The organism is Streptomyces sp. 5-10 (genome assembly GCF_014712245.1).
GTDB lineage: Bacteria > Actinomycetota > Actinomycetes > Streptomycetales > Streptomycetaceae > Streptomyces > Streptomyces violaceusniger.
The window spans coordinates 141,606-159,235 of the sequence record NZ_JACVYG010000003.1 but is presented as its reverse complement, the minus strand read 5'-3'; the positions used below and the strand labels follow the sequence as shown (position 1 = coordinate 159,235).

Annotated in this window: 18 protein-coding genes; 10 read left to right on the top strand and 8 right to left on the bottom strand. The window is 72.4% G+C overall.

Annotated elements, in window-relative coordinates:
* Positions 1–8: 8 nt before the first annotated feature.
* Genes IEJ02_RS05225 through IEJ02_RS05215 form a run of 3 tightly spaced genes read right to left on the bottom strand, consistent with a single transcriptional unit; the run spans position 9 to position 3,071 of the window.
* Positions 9–878 carry a LysR family transcriptional regulator gene (locus IEJ02_RS05225; protein WP_191063602.1) on the bottom strand — a complete coding sequence of 290 codons (870 nt, stop codon included), beginning with the start codon at positions 876–878 and terminating at the stop codon, positions 9–11.
* Positions 871–2,478 carry an MFS transporter gene (locus IEJ02_RS05220; RefSeq protein WP_191063601.1) on the bottom strand — a complete coding sequence of 536 codons (1,608 nt, stop codon included), beginning with the start codon at positions 2,476–2,478 and terminating at the stop codon, positions 871–873. The genes IEJ02_RS05225 and IEJ02_RS05220 overlap by 8 nt, the downstream gene beginning before the upstream one ends.
* Complete coding sequence (locus IEJ02_RS05215; protein WP_137982378.1) at positions 2,475–3,071, bottom strand: flavodoxin family protein; 597 nt, start codon at positions 3,069–3,071, stop codon at positions 2,475–2,477. The genes IEJ02_RS05220 and IEJ02_RS05215 overlap by 4 nt, the downstream gene beginning before the upstream one ends.
* Positions 3,072–3,280: 209 nt before the next feature.
* On the opposite strand from IEJ02_RS05215, the gene IEJ02_RS05210 reads away from it, so the two are divergent.
* The 10 genes from IEJ02_RS05210 to avaA7 all read left to right on the top strand — a co-directional run bounded on the left by IEJ02_RS05210 (position 3,281) and on the right by avaA7 (position 12,063).
* Positions 3,281–4,087 (top strand): 2-amino-3,7-dideoxy-D-threo-hept-6-ulosonate synthase, encoded by an 807-nt coding sequence (locus IEJ02_RS05210; RefSeq protein ID WP_191063600.1) that lies wholly within the window; start codon positions 3,281–3,283, stop codon positions 4,085–4,087.
* Entirely contained in the window at positions 4,084–5,124 is a 1,041-nt protein-coding gene (locus IEJ02_RS05205) for a 3-dehydroquinate synthase II family protein (RefSeq protein ID WP_191063599.1), read from the top strand. Before IEJ02_RS05210 ends, IEJ02_RS05205 begins: the two co-directional genes overlap by 4 nt.
* Positions 5,124–6,509 (top strand): class I adenylate-forming enzyme family protein, encoded by a 1,386-nt coding sequence (locus IEJ02_RS05200; protein WP_223863403.1) that lies wholly within the window; start codon positions 5,124–5,126, stop codon positions 6,507–6,509. Before IEJ02_RS05205 ends, IEJ02_RS05200 begins: the two co-directional genes overlap by 1 nt.
* A gap of 65 nt (positions 6,510–6,574) precedes the next feature.
* The gene (locus tag IEJ02_RS05195) at positions 6,575–6,853 is read left to right on the top strand and encodes a phosphopantetheine-binding protein (RefSeq protein WP_191063598.1); all 279 of its coding nucleotides are present in this window, start codon (positions 6,575–6,577) and stop codon (positions 6,851–6,853) included.
* Positions 6,850–7,113 carry a phosphopantetheine-binding protein gene (locus tag IEJ02_RS05190; RefSeq protein ID WP_191063597.1) on the top strand — a complete coding sequence of 88 codons (264 nt, stop codon included), beginning with the start codon at positions 6,850–6,852 and terminating at the stop codon, positions 7,111–7,113. Before IEJ02_RS05195 ends, IEJ02_RS05190 begins: the two co-directional genes overlap by 4 nt.
* The gene (locus IEJ02_RS05185; RefSeq protein WP_191063596.1) at positions 7,103–8,323 is read left to right on the top strand and encodes a beta-ketoacyl-[acyl-carrier-protein] synthase family protein; all 1,221 of its coding nucleotides are present in this window, start codon (positions 7,103–7,105) and stop codon (positions 8,321–8,323) included. Before IEJ02_RS05190 ends, IEJ02_RS05185 begins: the two co-directional genes overlap by 11 nt.
* Positions 8,320–8,922, top strand: coding sequence for a hypothetical protein (locus IEJ02_RS05180; RefSeq protein WP_191063595.1), 603 nt, complete (start codon positions 8,320–8,322; stop codon positions 8,920–8,922). The genes IEJ02_RS05185 and IEJ02_RS05180 overlap by 4 nt, the downstream gene beginning before the upstream one ends.
* A complete protein-coding gene (avaA6, locus tag IEJ02_RS05175; RefSeq protein WP_191063594.1) occupies positions 8,919–10,622 on the top strand; it encodes a 3-aminoavenalumate diazotase in 1,704 nt (567 codons plus the stop codon). Before IEJ02_RS05180 ends, avaA6 begins: the two co-directional genes overlap by 4 nt.
* Positions 10,619–11,146, top strand: a complete 528-nt coding sequence (locus IEJ02_RS05170) for a hypothetical protein (RefSeq protein ID WP_191063593.1) — start codon at positions 10,619–10,621, stop codon at positions 11,144–11,146. Before avaA6 ends, IEJ02_RS05170 begins: the two co-directional genes overlap by 4 nt.
* The gene (gene avaA7 / locus IEJ02_RS05165) at positions 11,143–12,063 is read left to right on the top strand and encodes a 3-diazoavenalumate denitrifying reductase (RefSeq protein WP_191063592.1); all 921 of its coding nucleotides are present in this window, start codon (positions 11,143–11,145) and stop codon (positions 12,061–12,063) included. The genes IEJ02_RS05170 and avaA7 overlap by 4 nt, the downstream gene beginning before the upstream one ends.
* 66 nt (positions 12,064–12,129) lie before the next feature.
* Here avaA7 and ssuE read toward each other — a convergent pair whose 3' ends face one another.
* The 5 genes from ssuE to IEJ02_RS05140 form a co-directional block, all read right to left on the bottom strand.
* On the bottom strand, positions 12,130–12,687 hold the full coding sequence (gene ssuE / locus IEJ02_RS05160; protein ID WP_191063591.1) for an NADPH-dependent FMN reductase: 558 nt from the start codon (positions 12,685–12,687) through the stop codon (positions 12,130–12,132).
* A 136-nt stretch (positions 12,688–12,823) separates the two neighbouring features.
* Positions 12,824–14,263: an FAD-binding oxidoreductase gene (locus IEJ02_RS05155; RefSeq protein WP_191063590.1), complete on the bottom strand. Its 1,440-nt coding sequence runs from the start codon at positions 14,261–14,263 to the stop codon at positions 12,824–12,826.
* Positions 14,260–15,435 (bottom strand): acyl-CoA dehydrogenase family protein, encoded by a 1,176-nt coding sequence (locus IEJ02_RS05150; RefSeq protein WP_223863402.1) that lies wholly within the window; start codon positions 15,433–15,435, stop codon positions 14,260–14,262. The genes IEJ02_RS05155 and IEJ02_RS05150 overlap by 4 nt, the downstream gene beginning before the upstream one ends.
* The gene (locus tag IEJ02_RS05145) at positions 15,432–16,472 is read right to left on the bottom strand and encodes an ABC transporter substrate-binding protein (RefSeq protein ID WP_223863401.1); all 1,041 of its coding nucleotides are present in this window, start codon (positions 16,470–16,472) and stop codon (positions 15,432–15,434) included. Before IEJ02_RS05145 ends, IEJ02_RS05150 begins: the two co-directional genes overlap by 4 nt.
* A 50-nt stretch (positions 16,473–16,522) precedes the next feature.
* On the bottom strand, positions 16,523–17,623 hold the full coding sequence (locus IEJ02_RS05140; RefSeq protein WP_191063588.1) for an LLM class flavin-dependent oxidoreductase: 1,101 nt from the start codon (positions 17,621–17,623) through the stop codon (positions 16,523–16,525).
* Between the last annotated feature and the right edge of the window lie 7 nt (positions 17,624–17,630).

Genomic DNA, 17,630 nt, shown 5'->3' with positions numbered 1-17,630 from the left:
GGCCGGGCTCACGAGGCGTACGGCCGGCGCCAGTCGAGTGCGCCGCTGTCGAGGTCCTCGGCGAGCCCGGCCAGCGGCGACTCGGCGTCCCACACCAGCCGTGTGCGGCGCCACAGCCGGCCGTTCGCCAGCCGTTTCAAGGAGACCCCCGGGCAGTGGTCGCCCGGCGCGAAGAAGGCCCCGATCGCGTTCCCCGCGCTCACGATGGCCGCCGCGGTCGTCTGGTCGGCGCCGAAGTACCGGAACCGGGGGGTGAATCCGGCACGCTCGCAGGCGATCCTCAGGCTCAGGCCGAGCCCGTCGGAGCGGTCGCCGGGCGCGACCCAGGTGTCCTCGGCTAGCTCCTCGAGGGTGATCAGCTGGCGGTGGGCCAGCCGGTGGCCGGGGGACAGGCCGATCAGCACCGGCTCGGTGTCGAGGTCGCGGACGGCGAACTCGGGGACCGCGGGCGGCACGACGTCCGGGAACTCGCTGATGACCGCGAGCGCGATCTTCTCGGTGCGCAGCAGCTCCAGCACGGCCTGGGACGAGGGCTCCAGATAGGTCAGCTGTTCGTGGTGCGGCAGCCGCTCCCGGATGAGCGCGGCGATCAGCGGCACCCAGGGGTTGTCCACTCCGCCCAGTCCGACGGCCCGCGGCGGTTCGGCCGGCTGGGCCAGGGTCCGCGCCGTGGCGAGCAGATCGCCGAACTCGTCGAGCAACTGCCTGGCCCTCCCCAGCACATGGACCCCGAGCTCGGTCGGCACCACGCCGTTCGGGCGGCGCCGGAACAGCGGCCCGCCGAATTCCTGCTCGATGCGTCTGAGCTGTGTGGACAGTCCGGATTGGGCGATCTTCAACGTGGCGGCCGCATGGCTGATGCTGCCGGATTCAGCCACGGTGAGCACGATTCGAAGATGGCGCAGCCCCATATCCACTTCCTGCCTCCGTCGTTGATGGTCGCGGCCGGAAATATCCGATGACGAGGACGGCACCGGCCAGGGACAGCAGCGCCGTCCACGAGGCGGTGACGTACATGGCGTGCAGATAGGCCCGGTCCGCGGCGGCGAGGAGCTCGGGCCGGTTCAGCGACCTCGCCACCGCCCGGGTGGCCTCGGCGGAGTCCAGGGCCTTCTCCCGTGGCCCGGGAGGCAGCCCGGTGAGCGCGGGCCGGACGGCCCCGCGATAGGCGGTGGCGAGGACCGAGCCGAGCACCGCGACCCCGAGTGTGCTGCCCACCGGCCGGGCCGCGGCGTTGATCGCCGCACCGGCGCCGGTGTACCGCGGTGGCAGGGCGGCCATCATCTTCGCCGTCATCGGCGCGACCACAAGACCGATACCCGCTCCTTGCGCGAACAGCGTCCCGGCGATCCAGGCCACCGGGGTGTCCGCGTCGAAGAGCAGATAGCCACCGAAGGTGGCGCTCGACAGGAGTATCCCGGCGACCGCGCACCAGCGGACGGTCAGCAGCCGGGACAGCGCGGGCGAGACCTGGTTGCCGAGGACGATGCCCCCCGCGGCGGCCGACATCACGGCCCCGGCGGCCAGCGCCGACAGTCCGTGCACCCCCTGGAGATAGAAGGCGCAGTAGAAGAGCTGCCCCGCCAGGCCGAAGAAGAGCAGCAGCAGGGTCACGCTGCCGCCCGCGAAGCGCGCCTCGGTGAACAGGCGCACATCGAAACCCGGCGCGGCCCGGCGGCTCTGCGATACCACGAACGCCGCCAGCAGGACGAGGCCGAGCGCCACGGGCAGCAGCGTGGCCGGGCTCGTCCAGCCGGACGGGCGGCCGCCCCGGATGACGCCGTACACCACAAGGCCCAGCCCCAGTACGGAGAGCGCCAGGCCCAGCGGGTCGAGCACCCTGCGCTCGGCGTAGCGCAGCTCGGGCACCAGCAGACCCGCGCCGGCCAGGCACACCGCCACCACCGGAAGGTTGACCAGGAACACCGAGCCCCACCAGAACCGGGTCAGCAGCGCACCGCCGACCACCGGTCCGAGCGCGACGGCGGCGCCGCCCGCGGAGGCCCAGACCGCGATCGCCCGGGTCCGGTCGGCCGGCGCGGTACCGCGGGTGACGATCGCCAGCGTCGCCGGGGTGATCAGCGCCCCGCCCGCGCCCATGAAACCACGGGTGACGATCAGCTCCGTGGCCCCGTCCGAGAACGCGGCCAGCGCGGAGGCGCAGGCCAGCAGCGCCAGCCCGGCGACCAGGGTGCGACGCGGTCCGTAGCGGTCGGCGAGCGCGCCACCGGCGAAGCTGCCCGCGGCGAAGACCAGCGAGTACGAGGCGTTGGCCCAGGCCAGGTCCGCCGCGCTCGCCCCGAGTCCGTGGACCGGGTCGGCGAGGGTTTCCATCGCCACGTTGAGGACCGTGTTGTCCAGCAGGACCAGTGTCTGCGCCAGGACCGCCACGGCCACGGTCCACCACTGCCGGGCGGGGGCCGCCCCGGCACCGCCCTCGTCCCCGGCCGCGGCCGGCGCGGCGGGCCGGTGGCTCACGGCTGTAGCGCTCGTCTGCCCGCGACGACGGTCCGGGTGAGCTCCGCGACCCGGTGCCCGAGGTGTTCCGCGGTGGCGAGGTCGGACTTGTGCACCGTCCCCGATCTGTCGTCCACGGGGGACTGCGCGGCGGCGCCCTGGTAGAAACCGAGCCGGTTCGGGTCGAACTCGCTGCCGGAGGAGGAGTTCCAGCCCGGGGCCAGCCCGAGGCTGACCCAGAGCATGCCGTGCTGTGCGGCGAAGGTGGCGAAATAGCCCAGGGTGCCGGCCTTGTCCCCCGCCATCGAGCCGGAGTTGGTGAATCCCGCCGCCAGCTTGTCCTGCCAGCGGCGGGTGAGCCAGCGTCTGGCGCTCGCCTCCGCGAAGGTGTGGAAGGCCGATGAGGCCGTGCCCATATAGGTCGGGGCGCCGAAGATGATCGCGTCGGCGTCGTCGAGCCGATGCCATTCCTGATCGGTGATCCGGTCGACCCGGACCGAGGTGACCTCGGTGTGCGGAACCCGGCTCGCCCCGGCTCGTACGGCCTCACCCAGCCTGGCGGTGTGACCGCGTCCGCCGTGACAGGCGATCGAGATGCGTACCGGGTCGGTCAAGGCGGTCAAACCAGCCTCCTGGAAAACGCGGTTTCGGCTCCGGCGAAATAGCCGTCGGACAGCCTGTCAGAGCAATCTCAGAAATTCCTCAGAACCGCATAACCGCGAAGTTATGGAGATTCGATATCCACTCGCTTTTGCGGCGCCGTGCCATTCTGTCTCCGCAATCCTCTGCGCGGTTCGCCCCTTGGGAGAGGTGTGCCTGGCACATGACCGATATTGGTAAATCATTCCGGATGCGCAGGCTCTCGGCCGCGGGGGACGGAAGGTATCTCTTCGTCCCGCTCGACCACAGTGTGTCCGATGGGCCGGTGGTGTCCCAGGCCCGCTGGAACGGGCTGCTGAGGGCACTGGTGGACGGCGGCGCGGACGCGGTCGTCGTCCACAAGGGCCGGGCGCGGGCGATCGCACCGGACATCCTGCGCCACTGCGCCCTGGTGGTCCACTTGAGCGCGGGAACCGTGCACGCGGCCGACACCGACGCCAAGGTGCTCGTCGGCGACGTCGAAGAGGCCGTACGGCTGGGCGCGGACGCGGTGAGCGTGCATGTGAATCTCGGATCGGACACCGAGCACCGGCAACTGCGGGACCTCGGGACCGTCGCGGCCTCGTGCGACCTCTGGAACATGCCGCTGCTCGCGATGGTCTACCCGAGGGGGCCGCGGATCGCCGATCCGCACGACCCGGCGCTGCTCGCCCACGCCGTCAACATCGCCGCGGATCTCGGCGCCGACCTCGTGAAGACCTCGATCGCCCTGCCGATGGACCGGATGGCCGAGGTGGTGAACAGCTGTCCGCTGCCGATCCTCGCCGCGGGCGGCCCGCCCGACGGCTCGGACCTGGTCAGCCACGGGACCTCGTTGATGCTCGCGGGCTGCCGGGGACTCGCGGTGGGCCGCCGGATCTTCTCCTCGCCCTCACCCTCCTCGCTGGTGGCCCGGCTCGCCGCCGTTGTGCACGCCGCCGAAGCCGGAACGACCCACCACCCCTCGACGATCGCGACAGGAGCAGCATGAAGTTCGCATGGATCGACCTCCGCTCCGTTCCGCAGGCCCGGCTCGAGTCCGTCGTGGACGCCGCCATCCACACCCGGATGCAGGGCGTGCTCTGTGATGACGAATCCGTCCTCAAGGCGCTGCCCCCCACCGTCACCGCCGTCACCACCGCGGCGGTGACCGAGGAGAAGCAGCTGTACGACCTCGACGCCGACACCGCCGCCTGGGTCGACGTACACGACGAACCGTCGCTGCGGCTGGCGTGCGCCGCCGCGGTCGCGCTGCCCCAGACCGTCGTCCGCTTCGCCGACCCGACCAAGATCCCCCTGGAGATCGTGCTCGCCGCGGCGGACCGCTCCGCCGGAAAGCTGATCACCGTCTGCGCGGACCTGGAAGAGGCCGCCACCGTGCTGGACGTGCTCGAACGCGGCTCGGACGGGGTCCTGTTGGCTCCCTCCGACGCCGGGGAGGTGTTCGCGCTGGCCCGGCTGCTGGAGGCCGGAACCTCTCCGCTGGAGCTGACCACGCTGACCGTCGACCGCATCGAGCACCACGGGCTCGGCGACCGGGTGTGCGTGGACACCTGCACGCACTTCGCCGAGGACGAGGGCATCCTGGTCGGCTCGTACTCGACCGGCTTCATCCTGTGCTGCAGCGAGACCCATCCGCTGCCGTACATGCCGACCCGCCCGTTCCGGGTCAACGCCGGCGCCCTGCACTCCTATGTGCTCGGCCCGGAGAACCGGACCAACTACCTGAGCGAGCTGGGCTCGGGCAGCACGACCCTGGCCGTCAACTCCGAGGGCCGGACCCGGCCGGTCACGGTCGGCCGGGCCAAGCTGGAGTCACGTCCGCTGCTGACCATCACCGCGCGGTCGGCCGACGACACCGTGGTGAGCCTGACCGTCCAGGACGACTGGCATGTGCGGGTGCTCGGGCCCGGCGGCAAGGTCCACAACGTCACCGAGCTGCGGCGCGGCGACGAACTGCTCGGCTACCTGGCCACGGACCAGCGCCATGTGGGCTTCCCCATCGGCGAGTTCTGCAAGGAACACTGATGAGCGCACCGATGAGGGAGCTCGTCGACACGCTCTTCGACGCCCATCCCGACGAACTGCCCTATCTCGTCCATGGCGACCACCCGGTGAGCCGCGGTGAGGTCCGGGCCGCCGTGGACATGGAGGCGGAGGTCTTCGCCGGGCACGGCATCGGCGAGGGGCATACGGTGATGCTCCAGATACCGCCGAGCTGCACCCAGATAGAGGTGCTGCTCGCGCTGTGGCGGCTGGGCGCCCAGGTGATGCTGGTCGACCACCGGCTCAAACCGTCCGAAGTGGACGCCCTGCGCTCGCTGTGCCACCCACAGTTCCTGGTCGGCTCGGGTACGGCGGGCCGCTCACCGCTCACGTTCCAGCCCAGGTACGAGGTGATCACCTCCCGGTACCCGGACGGCCGCCCGGCGACGACCGAGCACCGGCTGGTGCAGTTCAGCTCGGGTTCCACCGGGCTGCCCAAGGTGATCGGACGGACCGCGGCCTCCCTGTCGGCCGAGATCGAGCGGTTCACCCGGATCGAGGGGATGCCGGTCCTGGGCGAGCGGGTGCTGCTGCTGAGCTCGACCGCGCACAGTTTCGGCCTGATCGCCGGGGTGCTGCACTCCCTCGTCGCGGGCGTCGCCGCGGTCTTCGCGCCACGGGTGTCGGCCAAGGACATCCTCGGCGCCGCCGGGCGCCACGACGTCCACGTGATCTTCGGCACCCCGTTCCACTACGAACTGCTGAGCACCGCCCGGAGCCTGCCCGCCCTGCCCTCGCTGCGCGCGGCGGTCTCCGGCGGGGAGATCATGCCGCCGCAGACCGCCGCGCGGTTCGCCGAGCGGTTCGGCATCGGCGTCGGCGAGTCGTACGGAACCACCGAAACGGGCTTCATCGCGATGGAGGTCAGCGGCGCCTCGCGGCCCTCGGTCGGCCGGGCGGCGCCCGGTGTGCGCTTGAGGATCCGCGAGGGCGAGCTGGACGTCTGGCTGCCGGACGGCTCGCCGTATCTGCACGGTTCCGGCGGCGACCGGTACGCCGACGGCTGGCTGCGCACCCACGACCGGGCCGAACTGGATCCCTCCGGCGCCGTGCGGCTGCTGGGCCGGGGCGACTCCCTGGTGGTCATCGGTGGCCTCAAGGTCGATCTGACCGAGGTGGAGGCCGTGCTGTGCCGGCACCCCGGGGTCAGCGGGGCCGTGGTCGTGCACGCCGGAGCCACCGAAGCCTATGTCTCGGTCGCGCCGGACGGCCCCTCGGCGGGGGAGCTGCTGCGCTGGTGCCGGGACCGGCTGGCCGACTACAAGGTGCCCCGCGTCGTCCACGTCCTGGCGGATCTGCCCCGCACCTCCAACGGAAAGCTGGTCAGGCGCCGCGACGCCCTGCTCGCCCGCGCTCCCGACCGCTGACCCGGCTGACCGCCCCTTGCCGCCCACCCCGCATCAACCCCTGTGGCACAGAAAGGTTGCGCACCATGGAGACGCAGACGGCCTTGCAGAAGGAGATCCGCGAGTTCGTGCTCAGCACGATCAGCGAGGAGATGAACCATCCGCTCGCCCCGGACGAGATCAGCGATGACAGCCCCATGGGCACCGGTGGAATCGACATCGACTCACTGGGCCTGATCGAGCTGCTCCTCCGCCTGGAGCGCCGGTTCGACGTGAAGTTCCCCGACAGCGACATCGAGCAGGCCGGCGCGATGAACCTGGGCGACCTGATCAACGATGTCGTGAAGCGGGGCGCCACGGCATGACCGCGGAATCCGAAGCCCGGCCGAGGATCACCACCGACGCCGTCCGGGAACTGCTGTCCGACCCCAAGATCTTCGCCGATCTGCCGCCCGGCCTGGACGACGACGCCGAACTCGCCCTGGACTCGCTGGGGCTGGTGTGGTTCCTGCACCAACTGGAGCTGCGCTACGGCCTGGAGATCGAGCCGGCCGACGCGTTCCTCGCCGAATTCACCTCGATACGCCGGATCACCGACTACCTGGTGGGCGTCCATGGGCCGTGAGGTGCTGCTGACCGGATTCGGGGTGCGCACGGCGTTCGGCACCGGGGCGGACGCCGTGCGGGAGGGCGTGTTCGACGGGCGACCCGCGTTCGGGCCGATCACCCGCTTCGACACCGGCCCGTACCGGACGGGCCTGGCCGCCACCGGCGGCCCGGCCGCCCCGCTGCGGGAGGTGCTGGCCGAAGTCGCCGGGGCGGCGGTCGCCATGGCCGGGCTGCCGACGGGTGCCGAGGCCGCCGTCCTGGTGGGGACCGCGGGCGACTTCACCGGCCTGACCCGCTTCTGGCGGACCGCGGACGCACCCGGCGCTCCCGGGTCTTCCGGCTCACCCGGCTCACCCGCTTCTCCCGGCTCACCCGGCGCTCCCGGCTCTGCCGACGCGGTGGACTCCGGCGGCGCCGTGGAGACCGTGCCCGCGTGGCAGGCCGAGACCCTCGCGGACACCCTCGGCCTGCGCGGCCCCCGGCTGGCGTTCACCAGCGCGTGCGTCGCCTCGGCCACCGCGATCACGCACGCCTGCCGGCTCATCGCCTCCGGCCGGGCCGACACCGCGATCTGTGCCGGGGCGTACCTGGTGGAGGAGGAGAACCTGGCCAAGTTCGACTCGGGATTCGCCCTTTCCCGGGACGGGATGGTGCGTCCGTTCTGCGCCGACCGCAGCGGTCTGCTGCTCGGGGACGGAGCCGCCGCGGTGGTGCTCGAATCCGCCGAGAGCGCCCGTCGCCGGGGAGCGCGTGCGCTCGGCGCGCTGACCGGCTGGGGCGCCGCCGGTGACGCCCACCACGTCGCCCGGCCCCATCCGGAGGGTGCCGGGCTGGTCAGGGCCGCCGGCCGGGCCCTGCGGCGTGCGGGCGGCCCGCGGATCGACTACGTGAACGCGCATGGCACCGCCACCCGGTACAACGACCCCGCCGAGACGCGCGGGCTGCACACGCTCCTCGGCGCGGCGGCCGCCCGGACGCCGGTGAGTTCGACGAAGAGCACCACGGGACATCTGCTGGAGGCGTCCGGAGTCGTGGAACTCGTGATCACCCTGCTCGCGCTGCGGGACGGGGTGCTGCCGCCCACCGCCGGGTTCACTGAACCCGATCCGCACTGCGACCTCGACTATGTGCCCAACCGTCCGCACAAGGCCGAGCTCCGGTGCGCGCTCACCGTCAACGCCGCGTTCGGCGGCGCCAATACCGCGCTGGTACTGGAGCGAGCATGATCGCCGCGATGTCCGGCCCCTCCGCGCCGCCGGTCGCCGGTTTCGTGGAGTCCGCCTTCAACCCGATGGTGTACCAGGCCGTCGAGCGATGCCTGACCGCCCGGCCGGGCGACGGCTCCAGGACCGCCATGGTCCTGGTCAGCACGATGGGGGACGCCGCCACCCTCGACCTCGGCAGCCGGCTGCTGGTGGCCGGGCAGGTGCACAATCCGCTGCTGTTCATGCAGTCCACCGCCAACGCGGTCCTGGGGCAGCTCAGCCGGGAGTTCGCCATCACCGGGCCGCTGCTCTGCCTGTCCACCGTGACGGACCCGGCCGGTGAGCTGCTGGCCGCCGCGGAACTGCTGCTGGAGGACGAGGACCTGGACCGCGTCGTGCTCATCGGGGTCGAGCTGACCGGCACCGAGCGCACCACGGCGGCGTACCGCGAGCTGCGTACCGGCCCACCCGCCGCGGACCTGGCCGTGGCCATCGTGCTGGACCGGGAGGATCCGGTCCCGCGCCCGCCGTCCGACATCCCGCCCGCCCCCTCGGGGGAGTACGGCACCCTTCGCGGCCTGGTCGAGCTGGCCGCCCGAATCCAAGGAACCACACCATGATTTCCAAGCAGGAACGCGCGCAGATCAGCGAGGACGCCACCCTGGGGGCCGGGAATGTGATCCACCGGCTGAAGGCGTACGGCAGACCGCTCGACGAGCAGGTCCTGTGGACCGACGCCACCTGGCAGGCCCCGGACGGCGGCCACCCCGGGGTACTGACCCTGGGAGAGCTGCACGAGACCGTGGCGATCTACGCGAGCTGGTACCACGCACAGGGTGTCGGGCCCCGCGACCCGGTGGCGATCCAGACCTGGTCCAGCACCGAGTTCGCCATCAACTTCCTCGCCCTCACCTCCCTGGGCGCGATCCCCTCGTTCGTCAACGGCAACCTCCGCCCGGAGATCGCCCGCGCGTACGTGCGGCGCCAGGGCGCCGTCGGCGCCATCACCGACCATGCCCACCACGCGGTCCTGGCCCGCGACCGGGCCGAACTGGGCCTCGGCTTCTGCGTCACGGCGGCCGACATCCGCGCGGAGGACCGCGAACTCCCCGCGGCCTACCCGTACGCCCACCACGCCACCGACCCGATCATCATCTCCCACTCCTCGGGCACCACCGGTATGCCCAAGGCCGTGCCGCACACCCACGAAACCCTGCTGTACGCGCAGTTGCACCGGCTGAAGCTGTCGGTCGGCTCCGCGATGGGCAGGCTGCTGGTCGCGCTGCCCGGCTCGCACAACGCCGCCATCTCGGTCATGCTGTTCGGCTTCCTGCTGCGCTCGCCCGTCCTCATGCTGTCCAGCCAGCGGGGGGTCGACGTCCTGGACGCCATGGAGTCGTTCCGCCCCACCACGGTGTTCGCGTTCGCCGGAACGTACGGGGAGATGGCGGCCCAGGACCTCTCCGTCCGCGATCTGTCCAGCGTGGAGGCGTGGTACAACACCGGGGACGCGGCGCACGAGGCCCACATCAAGGCGCTGATCGAGCAGGGCAGCCACGAGACGGTCGGCCGGGACCTGAAGCGGTGCCGGGTCCCCGGATCCGTCTTCACCGACGGACTTGGCTCCTCCGAGACCGGCTACTCGCTCTTCCACAACGGACACCGGCCCGGCAAGTCGTCGTTCTCCCGCTGCGTCGGCAAACCGATGAGCTTCGCCGAGGCGGCGGTGCTCTCCGAGGACGGCACACCGCTGCCGCCCGGCGAGATCGGCCGCCTCGGTGTGCGCTCACCCACGCTCACCCCCGGATACTGGAACGACTCGCTGACCTTCCACCGGCTGCGGCTCGGTGGCTACTGGCTCACCGGCGATCTGTCCTATCGGGATGAGGAAGGAAACTTCTACCACCTGGACCGCGCGCCGGACGCGATCCGCACCCCCGCGGGCATCGTGTTCAGCACCCGCACCGAGGAGTTGCTGCTGCGCGAGTTGCCCGAGCTCGAGGACTGCACGGTGGTGGCGGTCGCGCCCGAGGGCGTACGCGCGGACTGGGACGGCGACGGGACCGCCGACGCCTACGCCCTGCTGCAGGTGCGCGCGGACACGGCGGATGCGGCGCGGACGGACGGGGACGACGCCCGATGGACGGCCGACGTCAACCGGGTGCTGGCCGCCGCAGGCTTCCCGCCGCTGACCGGGGCGCTCCGGATGGACGCGAGCGAGGTGGTGAAGGGAGCCACCGGCAAGGTGCTCAAGCGGGAGATGCGCGAGCGGTTCCGGGCCCGGGCGGCCGACGGCGAGCTGGACGGGAAGGTGCGATGACCGCGCTCGACCATACGAGCCACGGCACGAGCCCGCGCCCGAGGACCTTGGACGTGTACCGGCAGTGGTGGCTGCACGACGCGCGCTGGTACCAGGGCGTGGCGAAGAGGTTCGGACACGACGTGGCGAATGAGATCAACGCCGAGGCGCTGCGGTATGTGGCCATCCAGGTGGGCAAGCGGATCCGCCGCCAATTCGGCGGAAAACCGGCCGCCGACCTCGAGGAACTCCGCCGCCGGTACGATGCCTGCTCCGAGTGGATGTTCCCGAACGAACTGCGCGACGGCGGGACCGCGGTGCTCCCGGACGGCGATATCGAGCTGACCATGCGGCAGAACTTCGCCGTGACCATGGTCCGGATGGCCGGTTCGCTCGACGGCTACGAGTGCCCCTGTACCGACATCCACGCCGGCTGGTCGGAGGGGCTGGGGGTCGAACTCACCCGCAACCGCGCCACCGCGTGTCTGCGGAACGGCGATCCCGCCTGCCGCCTGCTGATGCGGGCCCAGGGAGGCCCGGCATGACGGCGCGGGTCCTTGTGGCCGGGGCCACCGGAGTGATCGGCCGGGCGCTGGTCCCGCTGCTCAGCGCCCGCGGCCACCATGTGACCGCGCTGGTACGGGAGCCGTCCGGCGCGGCCGGTCTGGGCCTGGACGGCGTCGTGGTGGCCGACGCGCTGGACGCCGAGGCGGTGCGCGCGGCGGTGCTCTCGGCCCGGCCCGAGGTGGTGGTGCATCAGCTGACCGCGCTGCGGGGGCCCACCGCGGAGGGCTTGGAGCGCACCGCCCGGCTGCGCACCGAATCCACCGCGCATCTGATCGCGGCGTCCGAGGCGGCCGGAGCGCGGCGGATGGTGGCCCAGAGCATCGCCTTCGCCACGGCTCCCCGCGGCGGGCCGGTGCTCACCGAGGACGCACCGCTCCACCTCGACGCACCGGATCCGGGCTGGGCGCTCACCGTCCGCGCGATCACCGAACTGGAGCAGCGGGTGCTGGGCGCCGCGAACCTCTCCGGGATCGTCCTGCGCTACGGAACCCTGTACGGGCCGGGCACCCTCTACCACCGTGGCGGTGCGATCCGCGACGCGGTGGCGCGCGGCAGACTGCCGCTGCCCGAGCCCGCCACCGGCGTCACCTCCTTCCTCCACGTCGAGGACGCCGCACGGGCCGCGGTCCGTGCCGTCGAGGCGGATACCGACGGCGTGTTCAACGTGGCCGATGACGACCCGGCGGAGGCCGCGGTCTGGCTGCCCGAATACGCCCGACTGCTCGGAGCGCCCCCGCCCCGTACGGTGCCGGCGCCACTGGCCGAGCGGCTGCTGGGCTGGCTCACCGGCCACCAGCTGACCGCCATGCGCGGCGCGTCCAACGACCGCATCCGGCAGGCGCTCGACTGGAAGCCCTCGATACCGAGCTGGCGGACCGGACTCGCCGCCGACTGACCGGGCGCGGCCGGGCCCACACACATGGGCCCGGCCGCGCGCCGGTGGAGGAACCCCGGCCCGCGGTTACGCGGCGACCGCGCCGGCGGAGGGTGAGCCGCCCAGCGCCGCCGAGAACTGGTCGACGAGCCGTTCGAGCGCTTCCCGCGTGGTGGGGTCCACCACCACGCCCCCGTCCTTGCGCACCTCGATGTGCTGGTCCAGCACGAACCAGCCCGGTGTGATGTGTGCGGGGCCCATGGAGGCGAGCACCGGGCGCAGCCCGTAGTCGATGGCCAGCACATGCGCGGTGCTGCCGCCGGTCGCCAGCGGCAGCACGGTCTTGCCCTCCAGCGCGAACTGGGGCAGCAGGTCGAGCAACGACTTCAGCAGCCCCGAGTACGCGGCCTTGTAGACCGGGGTGCCGATGACCACACCGTCGGCCCGGGCGACGAGTTCCGTGGCGCGAACGATCTCCGGATGCCCGAAGTCCGCGTGCAGCAGGGCCTCGGCCGGAAGCGTGCGGATGTCCAGGAGGATCACCTGGTGCCCCTGGACGGTGAGCCGGGAGTCCAGGCTGCGCAGGAGCCGGGCGGTGCGGGAGGTGGGGGAGGGGCTGCCGGAGATGGAGAGGATGGTGGGCATGGCGGGGTTCACCTCGAAAACGTCGGTGCGGAAGGAGTTGGGGGAGCGGAAGGAGCGAGAAAGGAGCGGAATCGGAGGGAGGGGACGCGAGGACCGGTGCCGGTCATCGGCACGACGGCCCCGGCTACGGGTGATCTCATAGCGCCTTGCCCGGGTTGAGGATGCCGCGCGGATCGAAGGCCGCCTTGAGGCGACGCTGGAGCGCGTGCTGGTCCGGGCCGAGCTCCTCGCCGAGCCAGCGCCGCTTGAGGGTGCCCACGCCGTGTTCGCCGGTGAGCGTGCCACCGAGGCGGAGCGCGGCCGAGAAGATGTCGCCCGCCGCCCGCCAGGCGGCGTCCGGGACGGCGGGGAGGGCCGGGTCGAGGACGAGAATGGGGTGGAGGTTGCCGTCGGCGGCATGGGCGAAGGTGAAGATCCGCACCCCGTGCCGGTCCGCCGCGGCGTCGATCTCCCGTACGGCGGCTGCCAGTTGGTTCCTGGGAACGGCGATGTCCTCGATCAGCGGACGGCCCAGCCGCTCCAGCGAGGGCAGGGCGAGCCGACGCGCCGCGAGCAGCCGTTCCGCCTCGGCCGGATCCTCGGTGACCTCGACCGAGGTGGCCCGTCCGCGCAAGCGCCGTACGGCCGCGTCGGCCTCGGCGGCCGCGCCGCGCCCGTCGCACTGCACGAGCAGCAGGGCGCCGCCGCGCGACCGCAGATCCGTGCCCTGGGCGTCGTCCACCGCGCCCAGCACGGGGCCGTCGAGCAATTCGGCCATGGCGGGCTCGATCCGGGCGGCGGTGAGCGCGGAGACGGCCTCGGCTCCTTCGGCGAAGCCGGCGAAGTACGCGGCGACCGTGACGGTCTCCTCCGGTACCGGGCGCAGCCGCACGGTTGCGGCGGTGATCACACCCAGCGTGCCCTCGGAGCCGGTGAGCAGGCCCGTCAGGTCATAGCCGGTGACGCCCTTGACGGTGCGCCTGCCGGTCCGTATCGGCGTCCCGTCCGCCAGCAGCGCGTCGAGGCCCAGGACGGCGTCCCTGGTCACCCCGTACTTGGCGCAGCGCAGACCGCCGGCGTTGGTCGCGATGTTCCCGCCGATGGTCGAGATCGCCGCGCTCGCCGGGTCGGGAGCGTAAGCCAGCCCGAACTCTCCCGCCGCGCGGTCCAGGTCGGCGGTGATCACCCCCGGTTCGACGACGGCGATCTGCTCCTCGGGGCTCAGCTCCAGGATCCGGTTCATCCCGGAGAGATCGAGGACGACACTGCCCGCCCCCGCGCTCGCGCCGCCCGACAGACCCGTCCCCGCCCCGCGTGGTACGACCGGCACCCGCAGGGCGTGCGCGTGCCGCAGCGCGGTCTTGAGATGCTCGGTGCGCGTGGCGTGCACCACCGCGAGCGGGAGGCCCGCCGGGCGGCTTCCGGAGCGGTCGGTGGCAAAGGGACCGGTGGCCTCGGGGCCGGTGCCCAGTGTCCCGGCGGGCAGGTCGCGGCGCAGCGCCGCCAGCAGCGCGGCGGCGGCATCCGCATCGGTGGCATGCGCGGGTGCGGAGCCGGTGCGGTCGGCCGTATCGGGATCGGACGGCGGGACGGTCATGTCGGCCTCTCACTTCGTGTGCCGAGCGCGGCCGTGCCGATGGCGAGCAGCGCCGTGTCCTCCTGCGGGGCGTGTACCGGGGCGCACTGCACGTCCCGGAAGTGGCGCTCCAGGGGGTTGTCGCGGGACAGCCCCGGATTCCCCAGCAGCCGGAGCCCCAGGGCGACCGCCTCGGTGGCGTGCCGGTCCGCCAGGACGCGGGCTCCCAGGGCGTGTTCGGGGGTGTACGAGCCGTCGGCCGCGTCCACTCGCCGCGCGCCCCCGAACACCAGCTGCTCGGCCGAGTCCAGCCGCAGCGCGATCTCACCGGCCACGCGCCGGAAGCGTTCCGTACGGGCCACCGGGTGGCCGAGGTTGGCGGGGACCCGTTCGTGGGCGAAGCGGTGGACGTAACCCTGGGCGGCGCGCGCCACACCCAAGTAGAGGGCGGCCAGCGGGAGATGGAGGGCGGCGCCCGCGCGGTTGTCCTGTTCGGCCGCGGCGCCGTGCTCGGTCAGGTCGATGACGTTCCCCGCGGGGATCTCGACGTCGCGCAGCGCGATGTCATGGCTTCCGCTGGCGCGCAGCCCCAGATGGTCCCAGCGGTGGGTGATCTCGATCCCGGGCGCGGTGCCGGGTACCACGAACGTCCCGACCCGTGGCGTGGGCTCGTCCGTGGTGGCCCACACCAGCAGCCAGTCCAGCCCTTCCACACCGGTCGCGAAGCGCTTGCGGCCGCTGAGCGACCAGCCGTCCGAGGTGTGCCGGGCCACCGTGGAGGGCAGCCCGCCCCGCGCGGGCGAGCCGAGTTCGGGCTCGACCCGGACGTGGTTGAGCAGCACCGGACGCGTAGCGGCCTCGGCCACCACCTGTCCGTAGAGCTCCTCCGGCCAGTGCGGCCGCACGGCCTGGCGGCGGTGGATCGAAAGGCTCATCGCGGCGATCAGCGCCACCGACGGATCGCCCTCGCCGAGCGCGTGCAGGATGCGCGCGGTGTCCGCCACTCCGAGGGCGGGACCCCCATACCGCTCGCCGACGGTGGCCGTGAGCAGCCCGGCCTCGTGCGCGGTGCGGATCCCCTCGGCCGGAAACGCACCCTCGCGGTCGTAACGGGCTGCGGTCGCGGCGAGCCGCCGCGTCACGGTGGCCAGCGAGGAGAGATCCGGGACGGGCAGCGCGAGTTCGGCGGTCATGAGGCGAGCGCCTTCCGAAGCCGCGGGCTCAGCCGGTCGCTCCAGAAATCGGTCACCGTCAGCTTCCCCTTCACCGCACCGAGGTCACCGAAGGCGTCGGCGACCTTCTGTTCGGAGGCGGCGGCTCGGGCGCTCACCGGCCGGATCCCGGTCCTGCGCTGGGCCTCTCCTGCCGTGAACTCCTCCCGTGCCTGATCCACCGGCTGGTGGGTGGCGGCGGCGATGACCTTCGCGTACTCCGTCTGGCGTCCGTCGCGCACATAGGCGTACGCCTTGTCGATACGGGCCAGCAGATCCGCCAGCGCCCTGCGCTCGGCCGCGCTGCCGAGGGTGTCGTTCGAGGCGGTCCACAGGAAGTTGCCGGAGAGGATGTCCTTGCCGGAACCGATGGTGCGGGCACCGCGCTGGTGGGCGGTGATGACCGCGTTGCCGTATCCGGCGAACGCGTCGATGGAACCGCCGTTCAGCGCGGCGATCCCCTTGTCGGGATCGAGCGGGGCGGCCTCGATGTCGTCCCAGCCGAGCCCGGCCCGCTTCAGCAGTTCGTAGAGGAAGTAGTGGGCGGTGGTGTTCTTGACGTAGCCGACCTTCTTGCCCCGAAGCTGCGACATCGAGGTGATCGAGGACCCCTTGGGAGCCACGACCTCCTGGTTGAGGGTGTTGCCGCGCCTCACGGCGACGACCTTGAAGTTCGGCTTTCCGTCGGCCGCCGCGAAGACCGGCGGGATCTCGCTGGAACTCGCCACGTCCAGCGCACCGGCGCGCACCGCCTCCAGTTGCCTGTCGCCGCCCTGGAACAGGCTCCACTTCACCTGGTACGGAGTGTCGTCCAGATGCGCGAACTTCAGCAGCGCCTCCTCTTCCTTCCAGCCGGTCGCACCTACCCGGAGGGTGACGGAGGATCCCTTCCCGTCCCCGCCCGCTCCCGCGGAGCCCCCACAGGCGCTCAGTGCACCGGCGGCCAGCGCCACGACGGTGGCGAGAGCGGTACGGGCGCGGGCGCGCCGGAAACGGGAGCGGGCCGGTGGCCTGGACATGCGGGGAACGCCTTTCACGAGGGGGACGAGGAGGAGACGGCGGCCGGGCGTCAGGCGGCCGAGGTGGCGGCGCGGTGCGCCAGCTCCTGACGGACCAGCGGCAGGACGTGACGCCCGTAGTCGATGGCGTCGTTGAGCGGGTCGTAGCCGCGGATGGACAGCAGCTCGCAGCCGATGTCGACGTAGTCGAGCAGCGCCTTGGCGACCGTCTCCGGGGAGCCGACCAGCGCCGTGGAGGCACCGGCGGCATTGGTGGCCGCGGCGGGCGCGGTCCACAGGCAGCGGTCGTGCACCTCGCCGCGCTCGGCGACGGCCAGCAGCCGCTGTGATCCGACGTTGGCCGGTGTGCCCCGGCCGACCGCCGGGTAGTGCCGGCGCTTGGCCCGCTCGGCGTGGTTGGCCTTGACGGCGCCCAGGGTGCGGTGGGCCTTCTCCCAGGCCAGCTCGTCGGTGGGGGCGATGATCGGCCGGAAGGACACCCAGATGCGCGGCCGGGGCCGGCCCGCGGCGTCCGCGTACGCGTTCACCGAGGCGATCTGCTCGGCGGTCTCCTTCAGCGGTTCGCCCCACAGCCCGAAGATGTCGCCCTGCTGCCCGCCCACCCGGTAGGCGTCCTCGGAGGAACCGCCCACCGAGATGGGGATGGTGCCGTGGTACGGGGTGACATCGGAGCGGAAGCCCTCGAAGCGGTAGTACGGGCCCTCGTGGGAGATCGGCCCGTCGGCCTCCCACACCCTGCGCAGGATCCGGATGTACTCGTCCGAGCGGGCGTACCGCTCGCTCTTGCCCAGATAGTCGCCTTCGCGGCGCTGCTCCTCGTCGTTGCCGCCGGAGATGATGTGCACCACCAGCCGTCCGGCGCTGATCCGGTCCAACGTGGCCAGTGCGCGGGCCGCGTGGGTGGGGAAGACCACCCCGGGGCGATGGGCGAGGACCGGCTTGATGCGCTCGGTGTGGTGCGCGACGAACTGGGCCAGCTGCAGTGCGTCCGGGGCGGCCGAGTGGTAGGTGACGAGGGTGTAGTCGAAGCCGCCGTCGTCCAGGGCCCGGGCGTAGCGGCGGGCGTAGTCCACATCGATTCCGGAACCCGCGGTGGGGTCGCCCTCGGTGGCGGGGTTGGGGTGGACGGCGCTGATGAATTCGACGGGCATGGCCGCG